The sequence below is a fragment of the Stenotrophomonas sp. 610A2 genome (genome assembly GCF_030549615.1).
In the GTDB taxonomy this organism is placed as follows: Bacteria; Pseudomonadota; Gammaproteobacteria; order Xanthomonadales; family Xanthomonadaceae; genus Stenotrophomonas; species Stenotrophomonas pigmentata.
This window is the reverse complement of sequence record NZ_CP130832.1, coordinates 1-25,928: the sequence shown is the minus strand read 5'-3', so window position 1 is coordinate 25,928 and position 25,928 is coordinate 1. Positions and strand designations below refer to the sequence as shown.

Sequence of the window (25,928 nt, the reverse complement as noted above, 5' to 3'; positions counted from 1 at the left end):
TCTGAAGGTAGTTGCCTTCCATGTCCCGTACGTCGCTGACCCGTTTCCTGATCGAAGAACAGCATGCCAAGCGCATCAACGCCGACCTGCGCCAGCTGGTGGCCGTGGTTGCCCGCGCCTGCACCAGCATCTCGATCGCCGTCAGCAAGGGCGCCCTGGGCGGCGTGCTTGGCGATGCCGGCACCGGCAACGTGCAGGGTGAGGCGCAGAAGAAGCTGGACGTGATCTCCAACGAGATCCTGCTCGAAGCCAATGCCTGGGGTGGCCACCTGGCCGCCTGCGCCTCCGAGGAAATGGACCACAGCCAGCCGGTGCCGTCGGAATACCCGCTGGGCGACTTCCTGCTGCTGTTCGATCCCCTCGATGGCAGCTCCAACATCGATGTGAACGTCTCGGTCGGCACCATCTTCTCGGTGCTGCGCTCGCCCAAGGGTGTGGATAAGCCGGGCGACGAGCACTTCCTGCAGCCGGGCACCCAGCAGGTAGCAGCCGGTTACTGCATCTACGGGCCCAGCACCATGTTGGTCCTGACCGTGGGCCATGGCACCCACGCCTTCACCCTGGACCGCGAAACCGGTGAGTTCGTGCTGACCCAGCGCGGCATGCAGGTGCCGGCGGACACCAAGGAATTCGCCATCAACATGTCCAACCAGCGCCACTGGGAAGCGCCGATGCAGGGCTATGTGGCCGACTTGCTGGCCGGCAAGGACGGCGTGCGCGGCAAGGATTTCAACATGCGCTGGATCGCCTCGATGGTGGCCGACGTGCATCGCATCCTGACCCGCGGCGGCATCTTCATCTACCCGTGGGACAAGAAGGACCCGACCAAGGCCGGCAAGCTACGCCTGATGTACGAAGCCAACCCGATGTCGCTGCTGGTGGAGCAGGCCGGCGGCGCCGCCACCAATGGCCGCGAACGCATCCTCGACATCGCCCCGACCCAGCTGCACCAGCGCGTGCCGGTATTCCTCGGCTCGAAGAACGAAGTAGCCGAAGCCACCCGCTACCACCGCGAACACGACCTGCAGGGCTGACCACCGCTTCACCTGTAGTGCCGAGCCATGCTCGGCAGGGGGAACCCTCCTGTAGTGCCGAGCCATGCTCGGCAGGGGGAGCCCTCCTGTAGTGCCGAGCCATGCTCGGCAGGAGCATTACCGGTAAAGCCCCGCTGCCGAGCATGGCTCGGCACTACCTGGGTATTGCTTGGAAAGCCCATGCCGAGCATGGCTCGGCACTACACATGCGGGGCGCTTCAGGTCACCATCGGCGGACACTCACTGCGAGGCTGCTGATGACTGCTGTCGATTTCATCGAGGTCTACGACAACGCCCTGTCCGCCGACGACTGCGCGGTCATCGTCGAACGTCTGCGACACAGCACACAGCTCAAACCCGGCCAGGTCGGCAGCGGTGTATTCCCGGAGCTGAAGCGCAGCCGCGACCTGCGCATCAGCGGCAATGAGGGCTGGCGCGATGTCGAGCAGCGCCTGCAGCAGGCAGTGTTCAACGGCATGCTGCATTACCTGCGCCGTTATCCCCAGGTGCTGATTTCGCCTTTGATGCTGCAAGTACCTGATGCGGAGGGACAGGCGCGGCGCCTGAGCGCAGATGATTTCCAAGGTATGGACGATGCCGCCCTATCCGAACTCGCGCGCACCTGCCTGCGTCCTGGCGCGATCAACCTGCAGTGGTATACGGCGGGCGAGGGCGGCTATCCCTATTGGCACTGTGAGCTGTTCCCACGCGACCCCGGCGGCGAAACCCTGCACCGACATCTGTTGTGGACGCTGTACCTCAACGATGGATTCGCAGAAGGCGAAACCGAATTCCTGTTCCAGCAACGCAAGGTTGTGCCGCGCACCGGCAGCCTGTTGATTGCGCCTACCGCATTCACCCATACCCATCGCGGCAATCGCCCGCAGGGTGGGGATAAGTTCATTGCGACGAGTTGGATCTTGTTCCAGTCAGCGCAGCGGTTGTATGGAAATGCGACATGACACGTGCGGGTGCTCGCGTCCTGCTGCTGGCCCTGCCCTTGCTGTTGTTGTCAGCCTGCGGTTGTCCTTCTGCGCCGCTGGCGATGAATACTGCAACAGCTGCATTGGAGAACCCTTGCAAGCGCTATATCGGTGTTCCTCAGTCAGTCGCGCTCAGCGAACTCATCTCCAACGGACGCGCGTACGAAGGACGCGCGGTGTCGGTTACAGGCTACTACTCGTATGGGTTCGAACACTCGGCACTCTATGCAGACGCGGGCGTGGATATGTATGCACACGATTTCAGCAAAGGTATCTGGATCAATGGCGTGCCACGCTCCGCCGGCCTGCAGGAAACACATCTGCTTTTGACCGGTGTCTACACACAGCAATCCAGGGGTCACCTCAGTCAATGGTCGGGCAGTCTCTGCGTTACCAAGATGCGTCCTGCATCCTGATGCAGCATCCATGCGGGTAGAGCAGAGCCATGCTCTGCTTAGGTGTTATCGGTAGAGCCCCTGCCGAGCATGGCTCGGCACTACGGTGATCAGTGCGCCTCAGAACTCGTCGTAGCAGAGATCGTCCGGGTCAACGCCAACATGATCTGGCGAAGGCAGCTCTGGCAGGCGTACTGCCGCGACGTCGCTCTTTCCCAACAACAGCGCCTTGGCCACGCGATGCATGCCGTCCATCACCCGTCCCTGCGGGCACAGGATGATTGGGTACTGCAGGTCCGCGGCTTCCACCAGCTGCAAGTGTTCGATGACCTGCCTGCATGTCGGGGGCGGTGAATCGGCATCCCACCAATAGGCTTCGTCCAGCTCAGCGACCGCTGATAGCGCAATGTTGGAAACCGGAAGATCACGGCTCAGTGCGATCAAACGATGCACGTCCCAGGCCAACAAACCTGCCTCGCTTTTACGGAAGTGGTATTGCCTGCGCATGGCTTCTTCGCCCAAGAAAGTCGGGCGACAGCGTAGCGCACTACCTGTAGAGCGGAGCCATGCTCCGCTGGGGCTTTACCAGCACTCCCTTGTGGGAGCGGCGTCAGCCGCGAAGCTGAGAATCGATCCGTGATGGGGATACCTGCAATTTCATTTCCATCGGCTTCGCGGCTGACGCCGCTCCCACAAGTGACATTGTCTGCTGCCGAGCATGGCTCGGCACTACCGATGGGGCTTAGAACAACTCGCCCTGCAGCGATGGCTTCTTCGGCGGCAGTGGTGCTATGAATTTGCTGCAGTCGAGCCACGGCCATTGCTGGCGCGATGCGTTGAAACCCAGGCGCTTGCTGGCCAGCTTGAAACGGTTTGCCAGCAGGTCGGCATACACACCCTCGCCGCGCATGCGCTTGCCGAACTGACTGTCGTAATCCTTGCCGCCGCGCAGCTGGTTGATGGTACTCATCACGTGCTCCGCGCGCTGTGGGTAATGCGCATCCAGCCAATCGCGGAACAGCGGGGCAACCTCATAAGGCAGGCGCAGCAACACGTAACCGGCGCTGCTGGCGCCGGCATCGCGTGAGGCTTCCAGCACCGATTCCAGTTCGGCGTCGTTGATCCACGGAATCACTGGCGCAACCATCACGCCGACCGGAATGCCGGCATCACTCAAGCGCCGCATTGCGCGCAGCCGCGCATGCGGTGCCGATGCGCGCGGTTCGAGCTTGGCTGACAGATGCGGGTCCAGCGAGGTCACCGAGAAGTGCACGCTGACCAGTTGCTGCTCGGCCAATGGCGCGAGCAGATCCATGTCGCGCTCGACCAGTGCGTTCTTGGTGATCAGCGAGAACGGATGCCTGGTTTCCTGCATCACCTCGATCAACTGGCGGGTGATGCCGAGCTTGCGTTCGATCGGCTGGTAGGCATCCGTGTTGATGCCCAAAGCAATAGGCTGCGGTACGTAGCCAGGTTTGGACAGCTCACGCCGCAGGACTTCGGCGGCGTTGGTCTTGGCGAAGATCTTGGTTTCGAAATCCAGCCCCGGCGACAGGTTCAGGTAGGCATGCGTCGGCCGCGCGAAACAGTACGAACAGCCATGCTCACAACCGCGATACGGATTGACCGATTGACTGAAGCCCACGTCCGGCGAGTTGTTGCGGCTGATGATGCTGCGCGCGGTTTCCGGGCGCACGTCGGTGCGCAGCCTGGCGGCGGCGAATTCCTCGCTCTCATCGACCGCCCAGCCGTCATCGACGGCTTCGCTGGTCTGGGTTTCGAAACGGCCGGGCAGGTAGGTGCTGGCACCGCGGCCCTTGATCGGGGTAGGCATGCGCCTACCCTAACCCTGGCTTGTCGCAGGATGTGCGACAAGCCGTATTCACCTGGCGCCTGCTTCAGCCGGCCTTGGGCTTGATCACCAAGGTGGCGCTCATGCCGGCGCTGAGCACGGCATCGGCGGGAACCGACTGTGGATCGATGCTGACCCGCACCGGCACGCGCTGCGCCAGCCGCACCCAGTTGAAGGTCGGCTCGACCTCGGCCAGCAGGTTACTGCTGGTGGGGCCGGCGGCATCGGCGATGCCGGTGGCAATGCCTTCGACCTTGCCCTGCAGGTGTACGCCTCCGGCCATCAGGCGGATATCCACGGCATCACCGCGGTGGATCTTCGGCAGCTTGGTTTCCTCGAAGTAGCCGTACACCCACATGCCTTCGCTGGCGACCAGCGCCATCCGCGCCTGACCGGCGGCGGCGTAGTCGCCTACACGCACGTCAAGGTTGGTGATGGTGCCGTCGGCGCTGGCGCGTACTTCGGTGCGAGCCAGTTCCAGCTGCGCCTGCTGCAGTGTCACCCGCGCCTGTTGCAGGGCGGCACTGGCCTGTTGGCTGCTGGCGCTGGCGGCATGCGCGCTGGCCTGTGCCTGCTTCCAGCTGGCCTGTGCGGCCTGTGCCACGGCGCGTGCATCAGCCTGCGATTCACGCGAGACGATGCCGTCGAGCTGGGCGCGGCGTTGCGCCTGCTCCTGGCGCATCTGGAACTCGGCCTGGCTGGCGCTCGCGCCGGCGCTGGCGGCTGAAATCGATGCACCGGCAGCGCGCGCAGCGGCTTCGGCGGCCTGCAGATCGGCTTCGGCCTTGGCTACCGCCAGCGCATAGCGATCGCGGTCGATGACGAATAGCAGTTCACCTTTCTTGACCAACTGGTTGTCATGCACGGCCACTTCGGTGACGAGGCCGGACACGTCCGGCGCAATGCGCACCACCTCGGCGCGCAGCCGCGCATCGCGCGTCCACGGCGTAAGCATGTATTGGTGCCAGACCACGTAGGCAAGCACTGCGGCAAGCAGCACCACCACGCTGGTGACACCGCCTCGTATCAGGCTGGCGGTTTTCATCGGTACATCCTCAATCAGGAAAAGTGCGGCAGGAACAACAACAAGGCCATGCAGTAAACGCTGGCAAACAGGGCAACGCGCACCAGTGAGGGGTGCAGCGCGCGGCGGTACAGGCCGACCCGGCCAAGGCCGTAATCGAGCAGGCCGAACACGGGCAGCAACAGCACCACCAGCACCAGCGAACCGGGGAAATAGATATCGCCGATGGATACTTCAAACGGCATGGCGGGCCTCCTTCAGGCGTTGCTGACGGCGCGAGCGCTGCACATAGGCGGCCAGCACCGAGGCGCTGTCGTCCAGGCTCATCTGCAGCAGGTAAAGGTGATCACGTACCGCGCGCAATGCCTGCGGTTGCGGACCCCTCAGTTCACTCAGTGCGGCCTCTACGCTGGCCTTGGCATCACGCAGGGTGCGCGCACGCGGCCGGCGGTAAAGCTGGCCCAGCAGCGCCAGCGCCTGCTCGATGCGTGCATGCAACTCCGCAGGCAGTTGCTGGTCGGTGAGGTCATGGCGCAGGTCGATCGCACAATGACCGGCTTCATGCACCAGCAGTGCCCACTCGAACAGCTGCCGCGACGGTCGGCTGCCCGGCGTAGTGCGGCTGGCAACCTGCTGGAACAATTCACGGCTGACGCTTTCAAACTTCGGCAGCAGGCCGGGCAAGGGTGCGCTCACTGCCAGCTGCACCTGCGCACGCAAACGCTCCAGCAGGCGACGTTGGCGTTGCTTGCTGCCTGGCAGGCCTGGCACCAGCATGAATACAGCGGTGGCGATGCAGGCGCCGACTGCCAGCGTCAGCGAATTGTCCAGATAGGCCTGCGCACTGGGATGGAAATGCGGGCCCAAGTTCCACGACACCAGGATGCCAACATTCAAGGCCATGCCGGTCACCGCGAAACGCGGCCGGGTCGAGATGTACAGCGAAGCGATCATCGACGGCAGGGTCAGCAGCACCAGCATCGGGAAGTTCGATCCCAGCGCCATGGCGATGAAACCGGGTATCGCGAAGAACGGGGCGATCACATGGCCGATGGTGGCGCGGCGCACGACCCAGGACGGATCCGGCGCCGCCGAGGACATCGCCACCAGCGCTGCCATGCCGAACACCGCCAAGCCGCCCTGGTTCCAGCTGCTGCTCAACCACAGCAGCGACAAGGCCAGCATCACCACGAAGCAACGCACGCCGGCCAGCACGATCGCGTACCAGTCGTTGGCGCGGGTGAAGCCCACCTTGCCCAGCCGCGGCGCGCGGGCACGCAGGCGGCCAGTGCCGGTTTCCATCCGCGCCTTGGCAGCAAGATAGGCCTGCAGCTCTTCGGCGAAACGGCGCACCAGCAGCGTGCTGGCGTCGAAGCCGAGCTGCAGGTCGACCGGCAATGCGCGACGTTCACGGGCGAACACGCCGTCGAGTTGTCCGCACCAATGCTGCAAGGCCTTTGCCAGGGCGGGAATGTCATCGCGCAATGCGCTGTCATCCAACAGCTGCGACAAAGGCTTCAGGCTTGCCCGCACCGCTGCGACCAAGGCCTCCTCCTTGCTGCGGCGCAGGCGATCGATATGGTGGTGCAGCGCCTGGAAACGCGAGGTCGCCGCCATGAAGTGCTGGTTGATCAGCTTCAGCTGGCCGTTGTTGCTGCGCAGGATCGGGTCATCGAACCAGGCCATGGCGCGCAGGTCTTCGAAATTGGTCGCGCCTTGTACCACCCGGCTCTGGGTGCGCTCGATCACGTCAAAGCCGTGCAGGCGGCCGCCGATCGCATCGGCAACAAAACCAAGGAAGTCATTGAGGTTGCCGTCATCGGCGGCGCGCAGGCCAGCGCGCAGACGGTTGGGCCACAACACGTCGAACACCACGCTGGTTACCGCCATGCCCAGCAGCACCTCGCCAGTGCGCTCCAGCGCGCTGTTGAGGATGTTCTGCGGATGGTTGAGCACCGGGAACACGATCATTGCCACTGTGTAGCCGGACAGCACGAAACCGTACGAAGCCATGCCGCGGCTCCACACCGAGCCGCCGGCACAGAAACCGGCCCACAACGCCATTACCGTCACCAGGGCGACCGGGCTTTGCGGGAACAGCGACACCAGCAGCACCGCCATCGCACAGCCGACCACGGTGCCGACGCCGCGATAGAAGGCCTTGGCCAGCACCATGCCGGTATTGCGGTTCATCACCACCAGCACGGTGATCATTGCGGTGCCGGGCGAGCTCATGCCCAGCCGCATCGCGATCCAGCCGGTCAGGTACAAGGCCACCAGCACCTTGCCGATGTAAGCCCACACCGCACGTTCGCCGCCCATGGCCTGGGCGAAGGTGTGCCGCCAGCTGGCGGAGGACTTCGTTGCAGGGGACTGCCGCACGCCCGGCGCGTACTCAGCCGGTCGGGTGCTCATGGTTGTTGTTCCAGGCCCATCAGGATGCGGGTCAGCACGGCTTCGGTGTGGCGCAGTTCGGCCGGTTCGACACCGCTGAAGAAGTGCTGCAGCTGATTGATCACCGCCGGCATGACCTGCTCGATCAGCTGCTCGCCGACCGGGCTCAGGCGCACCACCAGCTTGCGCCGGTCTTCGGCACTGGGCTCGCGGCTGACCAGGTCCTTGGCCAGCAACTGGTCGATCAGGCGGGTGACGTTGGACGACTTCTCGCTGGCGGCCTCGCTGATCTCCGACGGGCTCAGGCCCTGCTCGGAGCCGTCCAGCATCATCAGTACGTTGTACTCCGGGTGGGAGATTCCGTACTCACGCATCAGCTGGTTGCCGTGATCGCAGAACAGCTTGTGCACCAGCTTGATAAGCCGCGCCAACATGGCCTGGTCGCGCGGGAAGCCGGGATGGCGGGCACTGCTGATCGCCAGCTTCTGGTCGATGCTGGCGTAGCCACCGGGGGCGGGAATGGGTTTATCCATACCGGTATATTACATTTATGTACCAATTGATGCAATGCACAAACGCCACCGGCTTTTGTAGGAGCGGCGTTAGCCGCGAAGCTGGCAATCCCTCCGCGCAAAGCGCATACCCGATTACATGGTTGCCCAGCGCTTTCGGGGCCGGAGCCAGCTGTGGCTTCGCGGCTTACGCCGCTCCTACAACCAGCAGCACGGTCGCGGTCGCCGGCAAGCGCGGCGGCGGCATTTGTGGGAGCGGCGTCAGCCGCGAAGCTGGCAATCCCGCTGCGCAAAGCGCATACCCGATTCCATGGCCGGCGAGCGCTTTCGGCGCCGGATCCAGCCGTGGCTTCGCGGCTGACGCCGCTCCTACAAAAACAGACCGGCCCCTGCCGTCATCGGCCATGGCTAGAATCGGCGGATGCGCGAAACCCTCCATGAGCTGTGGACAAGTCTGTCCAGCATCCCCCACGTCGCCCAGATCCTGGCCGCCGCCTATGTCACCTACCTGTTGGTGCTGGCCTGCTACATCGTGCTGCAGAAGCGCGAGCCGGTGGCGACGCTGAGCTGGATCCTGTCGCTGGCGGCGCTGCCGTACATCGGCCTGTTCGTTTTCTACCTGTTCGGGCCGCAGAAGATCGTGCGCCAGCGCCTGCGCCGCGGCCGTTCGCGCGAGGGCATGAGCACCTATGACGCAGTATGTCCGCCCGACGCCAACTGCACCGAGTTGGCGCGGGTAGGGCAGGCCACCACCGGCCTGTCGCCGAGCACCGCCACCGATGTCGATTGGCTGCTGGATGGCGCGGCCACTTATGCCGCCATCATCGACGCGATCGGCAAGGCACGCCGGCACGTCAACCTGGAGTACTACATCTTCGAACCCGACCATGCAGGCACCGCCATGCGCGACGCGCTGGTGGAACGCGCCCGCGCCGGCATCAAGGTGCGCCTGTTGCTGGATGCGGTGGGCTCCTCGAAAGTCGGCAGGAAGTTCCTGCGGCCGCTATTGGAGGCCGGCGCCGAGGTGGCCTGGTTCCATCCACGCCAGCTGCTGAAGCCCTTGAAGCGGCCGTGGTTGAACATGCGCACCCACCGCAAGCTGGTGGTTGTGGATGGCGAAGTTGCCTTCACTGGTGGCATCAACGTCACCGACGAGGAAGACGACAGCCGCAACCCGAACGCCTACCGCGACCTGCACATGCGCATCCGCGGACAAGTTGTCCACAGCCTGCAGCTGGTGTTCCTGGAAGACTGGATCTACGCCACCGAACACGGTCCGGAACTCTTCGAGCGCGAAGACCTGTTCCCGGCCGATGTGCCCACCCGCGCGCAGGGCAGCATCGATGCACAGGTACTGGTGTCCGGTCCGGATTCGGCATGGGAGCCAATCCACCGCCTGCACGTGGCAGCCATCCAGGAAGCCAGGCAGCGAGTCTGGCTGGTGACGCCATACTTCGTGCCCGGCGAGGCTGCACGCATGGCGCTGACTTCGGCGGCGCTCGGTGGCCTAGACGTGCGCCTGATGGTGCCCAAGCAAAGCGATTCGAAATTCGTCACCCTGGCTGCGCGCTCCTACTTCGATGAGCTGCTGGAAGCGGGTGTGCGCATCTTCGAGTACGGCCCACGCATGCTGCACAGCAAGGCGTTCATCGCTGATGACGACACCTGCATCGTCGGCACGGCCAACTTCGACCACCGCAGTTTCCGGCTCAATTTCGAGCTGTCGATGATGTACACCGACCACAAGCTCACCGGCGAACTGGAAGCCATCCTGCAGGCTGAATTCGACAGCGCCGAGGAAGTGCAGCCGATCCGCGACCGTTCACTGTGGCGCAAGCGCCTGCCGGAGGCCTTCGCGCGCCTGGCTTCGCCCTTGTTGTAAGGCAAGAACATCAGTCGATCCCCTGCCAGCTTGTAGCTGCCCGGCCAATATCGCCGTGAGAAATACCCCGCTTGTTTCACTGAACCTACCGGCTGTCCGGTACTGCGCCCAAACCCTTGTTCATGCATGGAATCGGCGCTGCCAGCGCCGTTACACTGCAGGCCTCTGATAGGGAGATCGTCATGTATTGGCTGTTTCTATTGCTCGCGCTGGGCGCGTTCCTGTTTGCCTTCTCCACGACGCAGGCCTGGTTGCTGGTGTTGGCACTGCTGGCGGCACTGGTGTTCCTGCTGCTGTGGGCAAAAGGCTTGTACGTGGCCCGCTTCGGCGGTGTGAGTTCGGTGCCGCGTCCGCTGCATGCCGCTGAGCTGCAGGCCCTGCGTGCGCAATTCCAGGCCAAGAACGATCCAGGCGTTGCCGCGACCGCCACAACCGCCGCGCCGCCCACTGCCACTCCCCCACCTGTGAACCCGCCAGCTGCTGCTGGCGACCGCGAGTTGCCACAGCCATGACCGTACTCAGCGTCAACGTCAACAAGATCGCGGTGCTGCGCAACTCGCGCGGCGGCAATGATCCGGATGTGGTGCGCGCGGCGATGACCTGCCTGCGCGCAGGCGCGCATGGCATCACCGTGCACCCACGCCCCGACCAGCGCCACATCCGTGCTGCGGACGTTCTGCTGCTGTCTGCGCTCACCCAGCAGCACGGCGTCGAATTCAACATCGAAGGCAATCCGTTTGCACCAGCACGTGAGGGTTACCCCGGCCTGCTCGAACTGTGCGAACAGACCCGCCCGGCGCAGGCGACGCTGGTGCCCGACAGTGACGGCCAGCTCACCTCCGACCATGGCTTCGATTTCGCTCGCGATGGCGAGCGGCTGCGCCCACTGATTGCCACATTGAAATCCTATGGCTGCCGGGTCAGCCTGTTCGTCGATGCCGGCAATCCGGATATTGCCCAGGCGGCAGTGCTAGGCGCAGATCGCGTCGAGTTGTACACAGGTCCATACGCCGAAGCGCATGCCCTTGCCGATCCCTGGGAATCGCTGGCGCTGTTTGCCGATGCCGCGCGCCGCGCGCAGGCGGCCGGACTCGGCGTCAATGCTGGCCATGACCTGTCGCAGGCGAACCTGGCCGCGTTCCTTGCCCACGTACCCAACGTGCTGGAAGTCTCGATCGGCCATGCCTTGATCAGCGAAGCCCTGTACACCGGCCTGGAAGCCAGCGTGGGCGGTTATCTTGCGGCGATAGCTGAAGCCGAGGGCCTCAGCAGCTAAGCCTGCCTCGGTTCGCTTTGTTTGCAGCCACGGTCAACGCCGCGCTGGATCTTGGCCGGGAAGCGCATCCCTGCCGCGGCGTGGGCGCATCCCATCGCCTCAGGGCGCCATCGCAGGCGTTGCCGTCGAAATAGCATCCACACACTTATCCACATACGTTTGCACAGCATTTCGTAGGGGTTTTGCTGAACGACTCAGCGTTGTGGATAGGCTGGAGAGCGTGCGTTGGATGCGCTCAGCGTGTGGTTTCCTGGGGGCTCCAACCGCATGCTTTTCATGCTTTATCCACAGGCGGCAGCTCCCTCGAAGTGCCGCTCGCAGGCTGCGATTTGCAGGTCCTTCCCAGCAGGAGCTGAGAGCAGGTACTTGCAGGCCAATCAGATTGGTCACAGCAAGGACCAAGCTCCCCGGCCAGACTGACGGGTCTTCAACGTCCATAACGCGTCCCTATAATTGCCTATAGTCCGTCTTTTGCAGCCATTTTCGAGAAAATATCGTATTTCTGCGCTTTGGCTCCGCCATGCAACCGCGAAGAAAGCAGTGGTTGGCTGGACCTGTCGTGTCGATGGGAACCAGCGTGCTGTTTCCGCGGCCTGGTCTAGTGCGGGCATCGCCGACCGCTGGCCGCGGGAGTTATCCACACGATGCATGTGAAGGGCGGGGCAGGCTTGCCCAAGCGACGTTGGCATCTTTCTCTTCCGAGATATCCACAGCCCAGAGTGAACGCCTTAAATCGCTCCCGACTCATTGCTTCTGGGTTTCCACGTGGATCACACGACAGTAATCCACAGCCGGGCTTCGGGCTTACCCCACCATCTTGAGTACAGCCAGGCCTTATCCACAGAAAGCTGTGGGTAAGTCATTGCCAAGACACTACGCGCAAGTGATGCGCGCCAAGGCCAGGCGAAGGAAGGATAGGGGAGCAACAACAGCAAGCCTTCTCCGCGCGTATGCGGGACGACTTGAGCCAGCTGTTTGTGGCTTCGATCTGCGGGTTTCTTCAAATGCCGTAGCCCAGGGAGGCGAAGTGCGCCGGGGCAGGGACTCAGCAGGGTTCCAGTTTTTCGTAAACAGCTGCGGCTATCCGGCTGCTAGCTGCGCTGCGCCATGCTGAAATTGCCCGCAGAGCCCTGTGGATAAACCATCACCGCGATACATAGAGGTCTGGACGAAACGCAAAAAAAAACGCCCCCACAAGGAGGGCGTTTTCCAGTCGCGTCATGACTTGGTATTGCAGTATTGCTTACTGCACGAAGCCAATCTTCTTCATCTGAGCGTTCTTCGCCTGGGCCAGGATCTTGGCCATGACGTCGTACTCGGAATCCGGGCTTGCTTCGATGCGAAGTTCCGGCTGGTTGGTCGGATCCTTCTGTACTTCTTCTTCCATCTTCTGCTGCAGGTCGCCCACGTTCACCGGACTGTTGTTCCAGAAAACCTGGTTGCTGGAATCGACGCGAAGGTCGATCGGCGGCGGCGGCTCACGCAGCTGCGGCGGCGGGTTGATCACACGCTGCGGCAGATCCACGGCGATCGGATACGTCATGATCGGCGCGGTAACGATGAAGATGATCAGCAGAACCAGCATCACGTCCACGAGGGGCGTGACGTTGATGTCGGCCATTGGGCCCCTGTTTCCACCACTACTGAATGCCATGTCTTATTGCCCCTTTTCTTTGGTGGCAACGAAACCGACGTCCAGCATGCCCTGACCCTGCGCGATCTTGGTGACCTCGTTGATCACCTTCATCTTGGTGGTCTTGTCACCACGCAGATTCAGCGGCGGCTGCGGCGTCTGCTGGGCAGCAGTCGCGAAACGTGACTCCAAGGTCTCCTTCGAGACCTCTTCGTCGTTCCAGTAGAGCTTGCCGTCTTCCTTGACCGCCACCGTAATCGGATTCTTGCGATCTGGCGCATCTTCCGGATTCTGGATCAGGTTGGCTTCCGGCAACTCCACCTTGACCTTATGGGACATCAGGGGAGCCGTGATGATGAAGATGATCAGCAGCACCAGCATCACGTCCACGAGGGGAGTGACGTTGATGTCGGCCATTGGGCCGCTGCTGTTACCACTACTGAAAGCCATAACGGGCTCCGTCTATATCGTTGCGAAGACTTACTCGACGTACCGGATTAGCGAACGCGCGAACCGGTGGCGAAGAAGTCGTGCAGATCGTGAGCGAAGGTGTCGAACTTGCTGACAGTCGCGCTGTTGATCTTGCTGAAGAAGTTGAAGGCGAACACGGCCGGGATAGCAACGAACAGACCGATAGCGGTCATGATCAGTGCTTCACCCACCGGGCCGGCAACAGCGTCGATGGAGGCCGAACCGGTTGCACCGATCTTGATCAGCGCGCCGTAGATGCCCCACACGGTACCCAGCAGACCCACGAACGGAGCGGTTGCACCGACGGTGGCCAGCAGGATCATGCCGCCCTGCAGCTTGTTGGATTCGCGGGTCACGGCCTGACGCAGGGCGCGGTCAACGAATTCCGAACGGCTCAGGGTTTCCGAAGCACCAGCCTGCTGGTGGTGGGCAGCAGCCTGGGCTGCGTCCAGAGCGATCTTGGAGAACGGCTCCGAAGCCGGCTGCTCTTCCATGGCGCGGATGGCGTCCTGTGCGTTCGGGGCATCCCAGAACTGCGACGGCACGCGATCAGCCGCCGACTTCAGGCGAGCGGTACGGAAGATGTTGATGACGGTCCAGTACCAGGACATGGCCGACATGATCACCAGGGTCAACAGAACAACCCAGGAAACGGCGAAGTCGCCCGGCTTGGTGGTCATTTCGTGGATCAGATGCTCGAAGCCCATCTGCGAGAGAGCGTTGTTTGCGTTGCCCCCGGCAGCAGCGGCGATGAAAATTTCCTGCAGCATGACGCTTACCTTTGTTGTGTGTGGTGTTAAAGGGTGTAGCTAATGTTGACCTGACCTGGTGGCGGCTATCGAAGCCGCCACGTGGATCAGCTCAGCGCAAAGTTGACCGGGACGCGGACGCGACCAGCTGCCTTCGATCCACCGCTCTGGGCGGGGTTGAACTTCCACTTGCGCGCCGCTTCCATTGCAGCTCGGTCGAGGTCGCGGTTGCGGCTGGACTTCTCGACAGACACATTGGTGACGTTGCCGCTGGCATCGACATCAATGATCAGGATGACCTCGCCCTGGATACCGGCACGGAACGCTGCCGGCGGATAACGCGGCGGGTTCATGGCCTTGGACGAGATGTCCACGCTGGCCTGGATATCAACCGGCGGTGACGGTGGAGCAGGCGGGGCAGGCGGCGTGACCACGTCGTTCGGACGCGGTTCCGGCACGTCGATCACCGGTGCTTCCGGCGGCGGCGGCAGCGGCGACGGCTTCGGCGGCGCCAGGTTCTTCACCGGCGGCGGCGGGGTGTCCTGCGGCGGCGGCGGCGGCGGCGGCGGCGGTGGCGGCGGCGGAGCGTCGACCAACGTCACCATGACGTTGCGTTCCTTTTCCGCAGCTGCCTTGGGGGCAACGGCCGGAATGAGGAGCATCATCAGGGCTGCGAGATGCAGTGCGATTACAAATGCGATACCCGCGATACGCGGCCAGCTGAGGCCCGTCTCTTTCTGGGTGTCATACCTGTGGTGGAAGACCAGTTGTTCCGTCATGCGCCAAGAACTCTTTAGTGGGGTCGGGGCGGTGGTGTGAAGCCGCCCCTGATTCAGCGGTGCATGACACCGCAGGAACCTCCAAGCTTATACCAATCCTGACCAGCTGCGCATCTAAAATGCAGCCGTTCAGGCGTTATTCCTGCTTACTTCAGGTTGATGATTTTGTTTGCATCTGCCGGGTTTTTGACACCCTTGGCCAATGCGTCACGCGCTGCCTGCTTGGCTTCTGGAATGCGCCCTTCCGAGTGCAGAACCTTGGCCAGATTCAGGTAGGTTTCACCATCCTTGGACAGCGGGGCCGCGTTCTTCCAGGCGTCGATCGCCTGCGGCACCTGCTCGGTGTAGTAGTACGACTGTGCCAGCGCCAGATAGGTCTGGTAGTCCGGCTTGAGGATGCCCTTGGAGATACCCTCGTTGATCACCGCAATGACGTCCCGTTCCTTGTTGTCGGTGTTGGCGTAGATCGAGTACAGCTGCTTGTACTCGCGCTCATCGGTGAGCTGCCCGGCCGTGCGCAGCTTGTCCATCACTGCGGCAGCCTTGTCCATCTGGTCGGCCTGCATGTACATGCTGGCCAGGTTCAGCTGGGCCTTCTTGTCCGCCGGGTTCTTGGCGGCCAGTGCCTCGGCTTCCTTGACTGCTTCACCGGTCTGGCCGGCTTCGGAGTAGGCCGCCATCAGCAGCTGGTTCCAGTTGTCCTTCGGCTCGGGCGAGGCAGCGATGGCCGCCTTCAGCACCGGGATCGCCTCGGCGTACTTCTCGCTCTGGTAAAGGGCCTGGCCCTTGATGATCAGTTCTTCAGGCTTGTTCGACTTGGACTCGGCGAAGTACTTGTCCAGGTTGGCCAGGCCTTCCGCGAACTGGTCGTCCTGCAGCTGCAGCTGGGCCAGCATCAACATCGCCTGGTAGTGGCCATTGTTGTCCAGCTGGTTCAGCGCGATCGCCTGCTGCAGGTACTGCTTGGCAGCGGCATTGTCGTCGAGGTTGTATGCGCCCTGCGAGGCCAGCTGGTTGGCGACGGCCTTGTCGTAATCGTTGGCATCCGGCGAAGCGAGGATTTCATCGGCCAGGCTGCGGGTCTCGGCGTATTCGCTGTCATTGTAGGCGGCGAACAGCTTGTTGAGCTTGCTGCCCATCTTCGAGGAGGCCTTGCCCTTCGGCTCCACGCGGGTGGCTTCCGGGAACAGCACTTCAGCCTTGGCACTGCCCTTGTTGCCACGACGCTCGGAGGAACGCGACTGCGCCACGGCGTCAGCGACGACAACACCACCCAATGCAGTGGCGATGAGGAGGGAGAGCACGGCGTGCTTTTGGCTGCGGAAGATCATGTTTCACCTCGAAGGAGCCGCCATGGCGGTAGAAATTCATACTCTCGGAACGGAACCGAGCTCACAAACGTATCAGAAATCATTTGCCTGAGAAATAATTTCCGATGCTGTAGTGCACAAAAACCCTACAACTAACCACAGCGTGGGACTACACCAGAACGCCTCGCCTGCTGATATACAGGCTCCAGCGCAGGGGTGTCACGTTGCAATTCACGGATGCGATTGGCCGGGTCAGGATGGGTGGAAAGCCATTGCGGAGAGCGATTTCCGCTGGCTGCCATCATGTTCTGCCATAGATTCACTGCCTGTGAGGGGTCAAAGCCGGCTTGGGCCATCAGACGTTGCCCCACCACATCAGCCTCACTTTCCTGAGTTCTGGAACCAGGCAGCAGGATCAGGCCTTGTGCGCCCATTCCACCGAACTGGTTGACCGCGCTGGCGGCGGTATCGCCGTAGGCTGCGCCTGCCAGCGCGCCCAGAATCCCCAGCCCAACCTGTGTGCCTTGCTGGCGGGTCAGGCGCTCTTCGTGATGGCGAGAGATCACGTGGCCGATTTCATGGCCGATGACAGCCGCCAGCTGATCCTGGTTCTTGGCCACTGTGAAGATGCCGGTATTCACCCCGACCTTGCCACCGGGCAGGGCAAAGGCATTGGGTTCCTTGTCGACGAACACCGCGGTTTCCCAGCGTACGCCATGGTATTGAGAAGGCAGCTGCGCGACCAAAGCATTGACCACGCATTGCACGTAGGCGTTCTGCTTGGCATCGCGGTTGAGCGTTTCCTTGGCCTTGGTTTCAGCAAAGGCCTGGGCACCGAGCTGATCCAGCTGCTGCTGCGAAACACCGCCTACCACCTGGCGCCGCCCGGTAGGGGAGGTGGTGGTGGCGCAGGCGCTGAGCAACAGCGCGGCAACAACAGCTAGTCCGACAGCCTTCATTCGGGATCCCCCTCGTTCACAACTGCAGTGTGCGAGTGTCTTGCTTAATTTTTCGTCAACCGTTGGCGGTCTTATTGCACGCCGAGCAGGACCATCGCCGCCAAGGCGATTGCGTTGTTGACAGCATGCGCGATGACGGCCGCCCACAGTGTGCCGGTCTTGCGATATACCCAGGCAAAGGCTGCGCCCATGCAGCCATAGATCAGCCATAGCTGCAGCATCGCCGCAAAGCTGTTGGGGCTGGTACCGGGGATTTCATGCACCAGCGCGAAGGCCAAGCTGCTGAGCACGATGCCCAAGGCCGGACGGCCAGCTGCCCACAAGCGCCCAAACAACACGCGGCGGAACAGCAGCTCTTCGTAGGCCGGTGCCAACAGCACCGCGAAAGCGATCAGGAACAGCGGGTATTGCGCCCACGCCTGCTGCATCAACACCAGGTTGGTTGGCACCGGCTCCACGCCCATCTGCTTGGCGGCCCAGCCAATGCCGCTGCTGCCCAGGAAAACGCCGGTGGCGACAAGCGCTATCCAGCCCCAGGTGGATGTGCGGCCCAACGCCTGATGCGAGCTTGCACGTTCGGCCGAGCTGGCACGACGGCGCAGGAAGTACAGCAGCAACGCTGCACCACCGGTTGAAAACAAGGCAATCAGCATCTGTGCCAGCGCGCCCGGCGCACCCAGCGAGCTGGCCAGATCAGCTGCCGCAGGTGCGGTGCCATCGCGCGCAGCCTGCAGGCCAACCTCAAAACCCCGCCATAAACCCCAGGCCAAACCACCGAGCACACTCAGAAACAGCAGTGTGGCAACGCCGATCAACAGATCCAGGCCAAACCCCAGCAGCGGCGAACCCGGGCTGGACGAAGGCGAGGAGGGCGAGGAAAGCGGTACGTCGGGGAGACTGGACATCGCGGACCTGGGAGTGACGCGGATAAAACGTGGGCGCCATCGTCGGCGCCCACACTTGCGGTTGCCCTGGATCAGATATCCAGGTTCATGACCTTCAGCGCATTGCTCTCGATGAAGTCACGACGCGGCTCCACCACGTCGCCCATCAAGGTGCTGAAGATCTGATCGGCTTCGACCGCGTCTTCGATGCGCACCTGCAACAGGCGGCGCGTATCCGGGTTCACCGTGGTGTCCCAGAGCTGCTCCGGGTTCATTTCACCCAGGCCCTTGAAGCGCTGGATCATGCGGCCGCGCTTGGCTTCTTCCATCAACCAGGCCTGTGCCTGCGCGAAACCGGTGATCTCGGACGACTTGTTGCCACGGTTGATGGTGGCGCCTTCGCGTACCAAGCCATGCAACAACTGCGAAGCCAGGTGCAGCTGACGCAGCTCGCCGGATTCAAATGCAGCAAGCGGCAGCACCTGGGTATGTTCCTCGCCCATGTGGCGGCGGGTTACCAGCACGGCGGCCGGGCGCTGTTCGTTCGGCTCCTGCAGCACCAGGCTGAAACGCGGCGTGCCCAGGCTGCCCTGGTTCAAGCGTGCAGCCAAAGCCTCCAGGCCTTCGCCCGGCGCTGCGCTACGCAGGTGTTCCAGGTCCATCGGAGTGAAATCGACCAGCGCCTCCAGCAGGCCGCGGTCGTAGCGGTGCGCGTTGCGGTTGATGGTTTCCTGCGCAGCAGCGTAGGTCATCAGCAGCTTTTCCAGGGCCACGCCTTCGATCGGCGGCTCACCGGCAGCCGGAATCAGCGTCGCGTTTTCCACTGCGTTGTTGGCCAGATACGCATCCAGTGCCGGGTCGTCCTTGAGGTACAACTCGGTCTTGCCCTGCTTGATCTTGTACAGCGGCGGCAGGCCGATATACACGAAACCACGCTCGATCAGCTCCGGCATCTGCCGGTAGAAGAAGGTCAATAGCAGCGTACGGATGTGCGCGCCGTCGACGTCGGCGTCGGTCATGATGATGATCTTGTGGTAACGCAGCTTGTCCGGGTTGTACTCATCACGGCCAATGCCGGTGCCCAGCGCGGTGATCAGCGTACCGACCTGGTCGGACGCCAACATGCGGTCGAAGCGGGCACGTTCCACGTTGAGGATCTTGCCGCGCAACGGCAGCACCGCCTGGTTCTTGCGGTTGCGGCCCTGCTTGGCCGAGCCACCTGCCGAGTCACCCTCGACGATGAACAGTTCGGACAACGCAGGATCCTTTTCCTGGCAGTCGGCGAGCTTGCCCGGCAGGCCTGCGATATCCAGTGCACCCTTGCGGCGGGTCAGATCGCGGGCCTTGCGCGCGGCTTCGCGGGCACGGGCAGCATCAACGATCTTGCCGGCAATGGCCTTGGCTTCGTTCGGGTTTTCCTGCAGGAATTCTTCGAGCTTGGCGCCGAAGGTGCTTTCCACCGCCGGCTTGACGTCGGAGCTGACCAGCTTTTCCTTGGTCTGGCTGGAGAAGCTCGGGTCCGGCACCTTCACCGACAACACCGCGATCATGCCTTCGCGCATGTCGTCGCCGGTGAAGCTGATCTTGGCCTGCTTGGCGATGCCGCTCTGCTCGATGTAGCTGTTGAGCGTGCGGGTCAGCGCAGCACGGAAGCCAGCAAGGTGGGTACCGCCGTCCTTCTGCGGAATATTGTTGGTGAAGCAGTACATCGTTTCCTGATAGGAATCGGTCCACTGCAGCGCAACTTCGACCACGATGCCATTGGCTTCGCCGGTTACCGCGATCACGTTCGGATGCAGCGGGGTCTTCACCTGCGCCAGATGCTCCACGAAGCTCTTGATGCCGCCTTCGTAGTGGTAGTCATCACGACGGCCTTCGCCGCGCTCGTCCACCAGGGTGATGTTGACGCCGGAATTCAGGAACGACAGTTCGCGCAGGCGACGCGCCAGGATTTCGTAGTGGAATTCCACATTGCCGTGGAACGCAGTCACCGACGGCCAGAAGCGCAGCATGGTGCCGCGGCGGTCGCTGGTTTCAAGCTGCTTGAGCGGCGTTACCGCTGCGCCGTCGGCGTATTCCTGCTGGTAGTGGAAGCCACCCTGGAAGATATCCAGCAGCAGCTTCTGCGACAGCGCATTGACCACGCTGACGCCGACGCCGTGCAGACCGCCAGAAACCTTGTAGCTGTTGTCGTCGAACTTGCCGCCTGCGTGCAGGACGGTCATCACCACTTCGGCAGCGGAGACTTCGCGATCGAGCTTCTGGCTCATCTGCGCATGCTTGCCGACCGGGATACCGCGGCCGTTATCCGCCACCGACACCGAGCCATCAGCATGGATGGTGACCAGCACGTTGTCGGCATGGCCGGCGAGGGCTTCGTCGATGGAGTTATCGACAACCTCGAACACCATGTGGTGCAGGCCAGTGCCGTCATGGACGTCGCCGATGTACATACCGGGACGCTTGCGAACAGCCTCCAAGCCTTCCAATGCGGTGATGCTGTTGGCGTCGTAATTGCCGTTGTTGACCGGGGTGTTCTGTTCTTCGCTCATTGCGCTTGCCGTAGGCTCCGCAGGTCATGCGCCGTTCCGTGGAACGGGCATGAGAGATAGGGGATGACGTTCCGATTATACCTGCCGGGGGAATTTCCGCCCTGAAGGCTCAACTTGCGACACTGATGGTGCCATGTTCCACGTGGAACACAGCTGCCGGCTGCAGTTCTGCTTCCAGTGCCGCCGGTGTTTCCGTTGCAGTGATGAAGATCTGTGCAGGCGTTGCCGCCAGATACTGCAGGACGCGTTGCTGGTGATTGCGGTCCAGCTCCGAGCCAAGGTCATCCAGGGCGATTACCGGCCATTCGCCGCGTTGGCTGGCGTAATCATCGGCCTGCCCCAACAAGCAGGCCAGGGCAGTGAGCTTTGCTTGCCCACGCGATAGCGCATCACGGCCGGGGATCTGCGTGAAACCAACGCTCCAATCAGCCCGGTGCGGTCCCACCGAGGTATAGCCCGCGCTTCGGTCGCGCTCGCGGGCCAGCAACAGGGCATCGCCCAGCGACATTTCGTGCCGGCGCCAACCCGGTTGCAGTTCCAAAGCACTCAATTGCAGGCCTGGGGCCAGATCTGCAGCGATCCCGACCGCCCGATCCTGCAGGCGTTCCAGATAGTGCTGGCGACGGGAGGTGAGGGGAGTTCCGGCTTCAGCCAGCTCCCAATCCCAGGCATCCAGCTGTTTCCCGGGCGCGCCCATCTTCAACAGCGCATTGCGCTGCTTCAAGGCCCGCGTGTAGCGCCGCCACAGGGGAAGGAAGTCAGGTTCCACGTGGAACAATCCCCAATCGATGAAGCGACGACGGGGTTCGCTGCCGCCACTGACCAAGGCATGGCTACCCGGTTCAAAGGTAACCACGGCCAGTGCGGCGCAAAGATTGCCCAGTTGCGCCACGTCTTCGCCGTCCAAACGGCCTTTCCAGGCCTGTCCGCTGTGCCGCAAGCCTGCCCGACGCGTTGAAACGCCCAGTTCTGCGTCGCTGCGTTCCTGCCATTCAACAAAAACGTCCAGATTCTCGGCACCTTTCTGCACCAGCCCATCACGAACGCGGCCTCGGAAGCTGCGGCCATAGGCCATCAGGTGCAGCGCTTCGAGCACGCTGGTCTTGCCCGCGCCATTGGCGCCGGTAATCAGGTTGATGCCGGGGCGGGGAGCCAGTTCCACCGAGTCGAACCGACGCACGCGGTTCAGGGCAACACGGACGATATGCATTGACGCTCGAAAGAAAGCACGACGCCAGCACGGGGGCCGTGGCTGGCCATGCGCAGCTTAAAGCATCCGCCAAATTCGAGCAGCCTGATGAGTAGGCCAAACGGGTTCGCTGGAACAACCCCGTTCTCTGTCACGTGGAACACCACAGGATTTCTTCAAATCTGAGTAGCGGCCAAGGCAGCAGCTCTGCAGATTTCACGAAATGTGGCGTTTTTTGGAGCATGTATAGGTCCGGGTACAAACCCTGTGTATAAGTGGGGCAATCTGTGGATAAAAGAGGCCCCGAAAGGCCTATCCGACCTTATCCACAGATATCCACAGGCTAGGAGCCCTGTTTTACAGGGGGTTTCAATACCAACAACTCAATGTAAAACAATCACTTAAGCTAGTTTTACATAAAATCTGCTCCTACCATCACCACCAAGCTTTTGATTTATTCTCAGATTTAAAGCATAGAGCTGAGAAAACAGGCCGCCAGAAAGGGCGAAAAACCAGAGCTGTGAATCCTTGAATTCTGGGTGCTGGGATCCAGCAGCAGGATCCAGATTTCAAGAAATCCGAGGTCGATCTGAGCTTCCTGACCCGTCCGCTTTGCTCGTCCTTTGGAGATGGTCCGGAAAGGCTGCTGATTTCTTGAATTCTGATCGGCCGATCAAGGTCCCTGCCCCCGGATTTCACGGATTGAGCTGCTCGCTTTGATCTGCGAACCGAGTTCCGCATGGGTATCGGGCGTCATGGTCCGAAGCATCGAGGAATTTGAGTTGCTGATCTTCGATCAGCTTGGCTAACGCCAAAGTTCAACGGCATCCAGCCAGGTCCTGCCCGCCAACGTAGCCAGGCAGGGAAGGAGTGCTGCAGATCAAAGCCCTTCCGCTAAGTGCTGATGCGATCGTCCAGATAGAAAACCAGTGCAAAGATCTCAGTGAGCTCCGGAGACAGTGGCAAGAGCGATCGGTATGAGCCGGGACCAGGTGTCTGGGCTCTGCTACCGGAATCAGCACCTGGCACGCTAGCTGAAGGAAATCGCGAGACTCGCATCAGTCCAAGATCTGGCACCACGTCGTTGCACCTCGCCAAGAAGCAGGCTGATAGGGCGTAATCGCCCAGAGGCCGGCGAACTCGGGGCCGCTTCCGGCTGTTCCACGTGGAACCTCAGTCAGAATCCAAGCCACAAAAAAGCCCGGCATCAGGCCGGGCTTCTTCGTGTTCCACGTGGAACCTGCAGGTCAGAGACGCAGCGGCATCACCACGTGACGCGATTTCTCGCTGCTGGCTTCACGCACCAGTGCCGAGGAGTTGGAATCACGCAGCTGGATGACAACGTGCTCATCGCGCAGTGCCGACAGGGCATCGAGCAGGTAGTTCACGTTGAAGCCGATGGCCAGATCGCTGACCACGGTATCGGCTTCGATTTCTTCCTGCGCTTCTTCCTGCTCCGGATTGTGCGCGCTGATCTTCAGCTGGCCAGGGGTCACTTCGACGCGAACGCCGCGGTACTTCTCGTTGGAGAGAATTGCCGCACGCTGCAGCGAAGCACGCAGGGTTTCACGCTCAACCTTCACTTCGCGGTCGGCGCCGATCGGAATCACTGCTTCGTAATCCGGGAAGCGGCCGTCGATCAGCTTCGAGGTGAAGGTGACATCGTCGCGCTTCATGCGCACGTGGCTACGGCCGACTTCCAGCTCAACCTCGCGCTCGCCGCCTTCCAGCAGACGCTGCAATTCGGTCACGCCCTTGCGCGGCACGATGATCTGGCGCTTGGCGCCATTATCGTTTTCCAGTGCGGTTTCGCAGAGCGCCAGGCGGTGGCCGTCGGTCGCAACGCAGCGCAGGATGCTGTCGCGGAGGTCGAACAACAGGCCGTTGAGGTAATAACGCACGTCCTGCTGCGCCATCGCGAAGGCAGTGCGTTCAATCAGTTCCTTCAAGGCGGCTTCCGGCACGACGACGCGCTCGGTGGCTTCAACTTCGTCAACCGAGGGGAAGTCGTTGGCTGGCAGGGTTGCCAGGGTGAAGCGGCTACGGCCTGCCTGGACAGTGATCTTGTCGCCCGTCTGCGAAACCGTGATGCGGCTGCCATCGGGCAGGGCGCGGATGATTTCGAACAGCTTACGCGCCGGGATCGTGGTTTCGCCGTCCTGCGCATCCTCGACCGCGATGCGGGAGACCATTTCGACTTCCAGGTCGGTACCGGTCAGCGAAAGCTGGCCGCCCTGGACCTGGACGAGGAAATTGGCCAGAACCGGCAGGGTCTGGCGGCGTTCAACCACGTTGACAACCTGGGCCAACGGCTTGAGAAAGGCTTCGCGCTGCAGTGTGAAACGCATGTGGTTTCGTGCCCCTATGCTTTTAAAAGATGTGGATTAAATCAAAAGCTTGGTGGTGCTGGTAGAGCCAGATTTGGCTTAAAACACACCTAAGTGTTTGTTTTTAAATGTTTATTTGAAGCTGAAACCCATGTATTACTACCGCTGAGCTGGTGGGTGAACCTGTGGATAATTTTGATGCGGATCTGCCGACCAATTTTATCCACAACTTCTCCAAAACCTGCCCCCGAATCATGCACCGTTTTGTGCGATGACGCCGCAGTGGCGTCGGTGCATCATTCGCTCCACTTCCGGCCCAGACCTCGCTGCCCCAATGGTTTTCCCACCTGTTTCATCGATGAGCATTTCCACAGGGCAGCGCCGGGGCTTACTCGCTGAGCTTGCGGATCAGCTTGTCCCAGTCCTCGCGCAGCTTGCCGTCGGTTTCCATCAAGGTGCGGATCTGCCGGCAGGCGTGCAGCACCGTGGTGTGGTCGCGGCCGGCAAAGGCGTCGCCGATTTCCGGCAGGCTGTGTTCGGTCAGTTCCTTGGTCAGCGCCATGGCGACCTGGCGCGGACGGGCCAGTGAACGGGTGCGCCGCTTGGACAACAGATCCTTGATCTGCAGGCCGTAGTAGTCGGCAACCGTTTTCTGGATATTGGGGATGCTGATGGCTTGTTGCTGGGCACGCAGAAGATCGCGCAGGGTTTCCTGGGCAAACTCGGTGGTGATCGCGCGGCCAGTGAAATTGGCGCGGGCGGTCAGCGTATTGAGCGCACCTTCCAGATCGCGCACGTTGGAGCGCATCTTCTTGGCGATCAGGAAAGCCACGTCGTCCGGAATCTCGGCGCCGCGTTCGCGGGCCTTGGCCAGCACGATGGCAGCACGGGTTTCAAAGTCCGGCGGCTCGATGGCCACCGACAAACCCCAGGCCAGGCGCGATTTCAGGCGGGCTTCCAGGCCTTCCACTTCGCGCGGATAACGGTCGCAGGTCAGGATGATCTGCTGCTTGCCGTCAAACAAGGCGTTGAAAGTGTGGAAAAACTCTTCCTGGGTGCGGTCCTTGCCGGCGAAGAACTGGATGTCATCGATCAGCAGCGCGTCGACCTGCTGGAACTGGCGCTTGAACTGGTCCATGGTCTTTTCCTGCAGCGCACGGATCATCGCGCTGAAGAACTGTTCCGAACGCAGATACAGCACTTTTGCCGCCGGATTGGCCTGGCGCATGGCATTGCCGGCGGCCAGCATCAAGTGGGTTTTACCCAGACCGGTGCCGCCGTACAGCAGCAGCGGGTTATGCGCACGATCACCCGGCTTCTGCGCCGCCTGGAAGGCCGCGGCCAAACCGAGCTGGTTGCTGCGGCCTTCGACGAAATTTGTGAAGGTGTAATGCGCGTCGAGGTTGCCGTTGAACGGCACCACCGGCGCGGCCGGCACATGGCTGGCGCTTGGTGCGACCAGCGGGGCCGGTTCCGGCGCCCGCGGACGCGAGCCGATTTCCAGCACAACCTCGCCGAAACCGGCGAAATGGGTCAGCAGTTCGCCGATGCGCGGCAGGTAGCGTTCGCGCACTTGGTCGACAATAAAGGCATTGGGCGCATACAGCACAAGGCTGTCAGCGCGTTGGTCGGCCTGCAGCGGCTTCAACCAGGTGTGGACATCTTCGGGCGGGAATTCCGCCTCCAGACGTTCGAGACAACGTGTCCAGGCATCCATCAGCAA

23 protein-coding genes are annotated in these 25,928 nt (G+C 62.0%); 6 read left to right on the top strand and 17 right to left on the bottom strand.

The genetic code is table 11. The features are described 5' to 3' along the window. Positions 1–20: 20 nt before the first annotated feature. From Q5Z11_RS00115 to Q5Z11_RS00105, 3 genes are all read left to right on the top strand, one after another. A complete protein-coding gene (locus Q5Z11_RS00115) occupies positions 21–1,034 on the top strand; it encodes a class 1 fructose-bisphosphatase (RefSeq protein WP_303748143.1) in 1,014 nt (337 codons plus the stop codon). Between the two features lie 257 nt (positions 1,035–1,291). Next, positions 1,292–1,996: a 2OG-Fe(II) oxygenase gene (locus tag Q5Z11_RS00110; protein WP_303750100.1), complete on the top strand. Its 705-nt coding sequence runs from the start codon at positions 1,292–1,294 to the stop codon at positions 1,994–1,996. Continuing rightward, the gene (locus Q5Z11_RS00105) at positions 1,993–2,433 is read left to right on the top strand and encodes a hypothetical protein (RefSeq protein WP_303748142.1); all 441 of its coding nucleotides are present in this window, start codon (positions 1,993–1,995) and stop codon (positions 2,431–2,433) included. Before Q5Z11_RS00110 ends, Q5Z11_RS00105 begins: the two co-directional genes overlap by 4 nt. Before the next feature lie 99 nt (positions 2,434–2,532). Here the strand turns inward: Q5Z11_RS00105 and Q5Z11_RS00100 are convergent, their stop codons facing one another. From Q5Z11_RS00100 to Q5Z11_RS00075, 6 genes are all read right to left on the bottom strand, one after another. Continuing rightward, the gene (locus Q5Z11_RS00100; protein WP_303748141.1) at positions 2,533–2,919 is read right to left on the bottom strand and encodes a hypothetical protein; all 387 of its coding nucleotides are present in this window, start codon (positions 2,917–2,919) and stop codon (positions 2,533–2,535) included. A 235-nt stretch (positions 2,920–3,154) separates the two neighbouring features. Beyond that, positions 3,155–4,246 carry a PA0069 family radical SAM protein gene (locus Q5Z11_RS00095; RefSeq protein ID WP_296247364.1) on the bottom strand — a complete coding sequence of 364 codons (1,092 nt, stop codon included), beginning with the start codon at positions 4,244–4,246 and terminating at the stop codon, positions 3,155–3,157. Positions 4,247–4,310: 64 nt separating this feature from the next. Further along, positions 4,311–5,309, bottom strand: a complete 999-nt coding sequence (locus tag Q5Z11_RS00090; RefSeq protein WP_303748140.1) for a biotin/lipoyl-binding protein — start codon at positions 5,307–5,309, stop codon at positions 4,311–4,313. 14 nt (positions 5,310–5,323) lie between these two features. Continuing rightward, positions 5,324–5,533 (bottom strand): DUF1656 domain-containing protein, encoded by a 210-nt coding sequence (locus tag Q5Z11_RS00085; protein ID WP_303748139.1) that lies wholly within the window; start codon positions 5,531–5,533, stop codon positions 5,324–5,326. Further along, a complete protein-coding gene (locus tag Q5Z11_RS00080; RefSeq protein ID WP_303748138.1) occupies positions 5,523–7,703 on the bottom strand; it encodes an FUSC family protein in 2,181 nt (726 codons plus the stop codon). Before Q5Z11_RS00080 ends, Q5Z11_RS00085 begins: the two co-directional genes overlap by 11 nt. Next, positions 7,700–8,215 carry a MarR family winged helix-turn-helix transcriptional regulator gene (locus Q5Z11_RS00075; protein ID WP_303748137.1) on the bottom strand — a complete coding sequence of 172 codons (516 nt, stop codon included), beginning with the start codon at positions 8,213–8,215 and terminating at the stop codon, positions 7,700–7,702. Before Q5Z11_RS00075 ends, Q5Z11_RS00080 begins: the two co-directional genes overlap by 4 nt. A gap of 400 nt (positions 8,216–8,615) precedes the next feature. On the opposite strand from Q5Z11_RS00075, the gene cls reads away from it, so the two are divergent. The 3 genes from cls (at position 8,616) to Q5Z11_RS00060 (ending at position 11,352) form a co-directional block, all read left to right on the top strand. Further along, positions 8,616–10,076 (top strand): cardiolipin synthase, encoded by a 1,461-nt coding sequence (gene cls / locus Q5Z11_RS00070; RefSeq protein WP_303748136.1) that lies wholly within the window; start codon positions 8,616–8,618, stop codon positions 10,074–10,076. A gap of 182 nt (positions 10,077–10,258) precedes the next feature. Next, the gene (locus tag Q5Z11_RS00065) at positions 10,259–10,588 is read left to right on the top strand and encodes a hypothetical protein (protein WP_303748135.1); all 330 of its coding nucleotides are present in this window, start codon (positions 10,259–10,261) and stop codon (positions 10,586–10,588) included. Next, positions 10,585–11,352: a pyridoxine 5'-phosphate synthase gene (locus Q5Z11_RS00060; protein WP_303748134.1), complete on the top strand. Its 768-nt coding sequence runs from the start codon at positions 10,585–10,587 to the stop codon at positions 11,350–11,352. Before Q5Z11_RS00065 ends, Q5Z11_RS00060 begins: the two co-directional genes overlap by 4 nt. Positions 11,353–12,595: 1,243 nt before the next feature. On the opposite strand, the gene Q5Z11_RS00055 is transcribed toward Q5Z11_RS00060, so the two are convergent. The 11 genes from Q5Z11_RS00055 to dnaA all read right to left on the bottom strand — a co-directional run bounded on the left by Q5Z11_RS00055 (position 12,596) and on the right by dnaA (position 25,922). After that, positions 12,596–13,006 (bottom strand): ExbD/TolR family protein, encoded by a 411-nt coding sequence (locus tag Q5Z11_RS00055; protein ID WP_303748133.1) that lies wholly within the window; start codon positions 13,004–13,006, stop codon positions 12,596–12,598. Positions 13,007–13,009: 3 nt separating this feature from the next. Next, positions 13,010–13,435, bottom strand: coding sequence for an ExbD/TolR family protein (locus Q5Z11_RS00050; protein ID WP_282268370.1), 426 nt, complete (start codon positions 13,433–13,435; stop codon positions 13,010–13,012). 47 nt (positions 13,436–13,482) lie between these two features. After that, positions 13,483–14,226 (bottom strand): TonB-system energizer ExbB, encoded by a 744-nt coding sequence (exbB, locus tag Q5Z11_RS00045; RefSeq protein WP_057629874.1) that lies wholly within the window; start codon positions 14,224–14,226, stop codon positions 13,483–13,485. 86 nt (positions 14,227–14,312) lie between these two features. Beyond that, on the bottom strand, positions 14,313–14,984 hold the full coding sequence (locus Q5Z11_RS00040; protein ID WP_450097590.1) for an energy transducer TonB: 672 nt from the start codon (positions 14,982–14,984) through the stop codon (positions 14,313–14,315). A 146-nt stretch (positions 14,985–15,130) separates the two neighbouring features. Further along, positions 15,131–16,315 (bottom strand): tetratricopeptide repeat protein, encoded by a 1,185-nt coding sequence (locus tag Q5Z11_RS00035; protein WP_303748132.1) that lies wholly within the window; start codon positions 16,313–16,315, stop codon positions 15,131–15,133. Positions 16,316–16,446: 131 nt separating this feature from the next. Next, entirely contained in the window at positions 16,447–17,253 is an 807-nt protein-coding gene (locus Q5Z11_RS00030; protein ID WP_303748131.1) for a M48 family metallopeptidase, read from the bottom strand. A 71-nt stretch (positions 17,254–17,324) separates the two neighbouring features. After that, on the bottom strand, positions 17,325–18,158 hold the full coding sequence (locus tag Q5Z11_RS00025) for a CPBP family intramembrane glutamic endopeptidase (RefSeq protein ID WP_303748130.1): 834 nt from the start codon (positions 18,156–18,158) through the stop codon (positions 17,325–17,327). 71 nt (positions 18,159–18,229) lie between these two features. After that, positions 18,230–20,689, bottom strand: coding sequence for a DNA topoisomerase (ATP-hydrolyzing) subunit B (gyrB, locus tag Q5Z11_RS00020; protein WP_303748129.1), 2,460 nt, complete (start codon positions 20,687–20,689; stop codon positions 18,230–18,232). Between the two features lie 109 nt (positions 20,690–20,798). Further along, positions 20,799–21,899, bottom strand: a complete 1,101-nt coding sequence (gene recF, locus Q5Z11_RS00015) for a DNA replication/repair protein RecF (protein ID WP_303748128.1) — start codon at positions 21,897–21,899, stop codon at positions 20,799–20,801. A gap of 1,226 nt (positions 21,900–23,125) precedes the next feature. Beyond that, entirely contained in the window at positions 23,126–24,226 is a 1,101-nt protein-coding gene (gene dnaN / locus Q5Z11_RS00010) for a DNA polymerase III subunit beta (RefSeq protein WP_057629944.1), read from the bottom strand. 367 nt (positions 24,227–24,593) lie between these two features. Next, a complete protein-coding gene (dnaA, locus tag Q5Z11_RS00005) occupies positions 24,594–25,922 on the bottom strand; it encodes a chromosomal replication initiator protein DnaA (protein WP_303748127.1) in 1,329 nt (442 codons plus the stop codon). Between the last annotated feature and the right edge of the window lie 6 nt (positions 25,923–25,928).

Bases quoted from the DNA above. Each gene is read 5' to 3' on its own strand.
- Q5Z11_RS00115 (WP_303748143.1), top strand. From the start codon at position 21: ATGTCCCGTACGTCGCTGACCCGTTTCCTGATCGAAGAACAGCATGCC.
- Q5Z11_RS00110 (WP_303750100.1), top strand. From the start codon at position 1,292: ATGACTGCTGTCGATTTCATCGAGGTCTACGACAACGCCCTGTCCGCC.
- Q5Z11_RS00105 (WP_303748142.1), top strand. From the start codon at position 1,993: ATGACACGTGCGGGTGCTCGCGTCCTGCTGCTGGCCCTGCCCTTGCTG.
- Q5Z11_RS00100 (WP_303748141.1), bottom strand. From the start codon at position 2,919: ATGCGCAGGCAATACCACTTCCGTAAAAGCGAGGCAGGTTTGTTGGCC.
- Q5Z11_RS00095 (WP_296247364.1), bottom strand. From the start codon at position 4,246: ATGCCTACCCCGATCAAGGGCCGCGGTGCCAGCACCTACCTGCCCGGC.
- Q5Z11_RS00090 (WP_303748140.1), bottom strand. From the start codon at position 5,309: ATGAAAACCGCCAGCCTGATACGAGGCGGTGTCACCAGCGTGGTGGTG.
- Q5Z11_RS00085 (WP_303748139.1), bottom strand. From the start codon at position 5,533: ATGCCGTTTGAAGTATCCATCGGCGATATCTATTTCCCCGGTTCGCTG.
- Q5Z11_RS00080 (WP_303748138.1), bottom strand. From the start codon at position 7,703: ATGAGCACCCGACCGGCTGAGTACGCGCCGGGCGTGCGGCAGTCCCCT.
- Q5Z11_RS00075 (WP_303748137.1), bottom strand. From the start codon at position 8,215: ATGGATAAACCCATTCCCGCCCCCGGTGGCTACGCCAGCATCGACCAG.
- cls (WP_303748136.1), top strand. From the start codon at position 8,616: ATGCGCGAAACCCTCCATGAGCTGTGGACAAGTCTGTCCAGCATCCCC.
- Q5Z11_RS00065 (WP_303748135.1), top strand. From the start codon at position 10,259: ATGTATTGGCTGTTTCTATTGCTCGCGCTGGGCGCGTTCCTGTTTGCC.
- Q5Z11_RS00060 (WP_303748134.1), top strand. From the start codon at position 10,585: ATGACCGTACTCAGCGTCAACGTCAACAAGATCGCGGTGCTGCGCAAC.
- Q5Z11_RS00055 (WP_303748133.1), bottom strand. From the start codon at position 13,006: ATGGCATTCAGTAGTGGTGGAAACAGGGGCCCAATGGCCGACATCAAC.
- Q5Z11_RS00050 (WP_282268370.1), bottom strand. From the start codon at position 13,435: ATGGCTTTCAGTAGTGGTAACAGCAGCGGCCCAATGGCCGACATCAAC.
- exbB (WP_057629874.1), bottom strand. From the start codon at position 14,226: ATGCTGCAGGAAATTTTCATCGCCGCTGCTGCCGGGGGCAACGCAAAC.
- Q5Z11_RS00040 (WP_450097590.1), bottom strand. From the start codon at position 14,984: ATGACGGAACAACTGGTCTTCCACCACAGGTATGACACCCAGAAAGAG.
- Q5Z11_RS00035 (WP_303748132.1), bottom strand. From the start codon at position 16,315: ATGATCTTCCGCAGCCAAAAGCACGCCGTGCTCTCCCTCCTCATCGCC.
- Q5Z11_RS00030 (WP_303748131.1), bottom strand. From the start codon at position 17,253: ATGAAGGCTGTCGGACTAGCTGTTGTTGCCGCGCTGTTGCTCAGCGCC.
- Q5Z11_RS00025 (WP_303748130.1), bottom strand. From the start codon at position 18,158: ATGTCCAGTCTCCCCGACGTACCGCTTTCCTCGCCCTCCTCGCCTTCG.
- gyrB (WP_303748129.1), bottom strand. From the start codon at position 20,689: ATGAGCGAAGAACAGAACACCCCGGTCAACAACGGCAATTACGACGCC.
- recF (WP_303748128.1), bottom strand. From the start codon at position 21,899: ATGCATATCGTCCGTGTTGCCCTGAACCGCGTGCGTCGGTTCGACTCG.
- dnaN (WP_057629944.1), bottom strand. From the start codon at position 24,226: ATGCGTTTCACACTGCAGCGCGAAGCCTTTCTCAAGCCGTTGGCCCAG.
- dnaA (WP_303748127.1), bottom strand. From the start codon at position 25,922: ATGGATGCCTGGACACGTTGTCTCGAACGTCTGGAGGCGGAATTCCCG.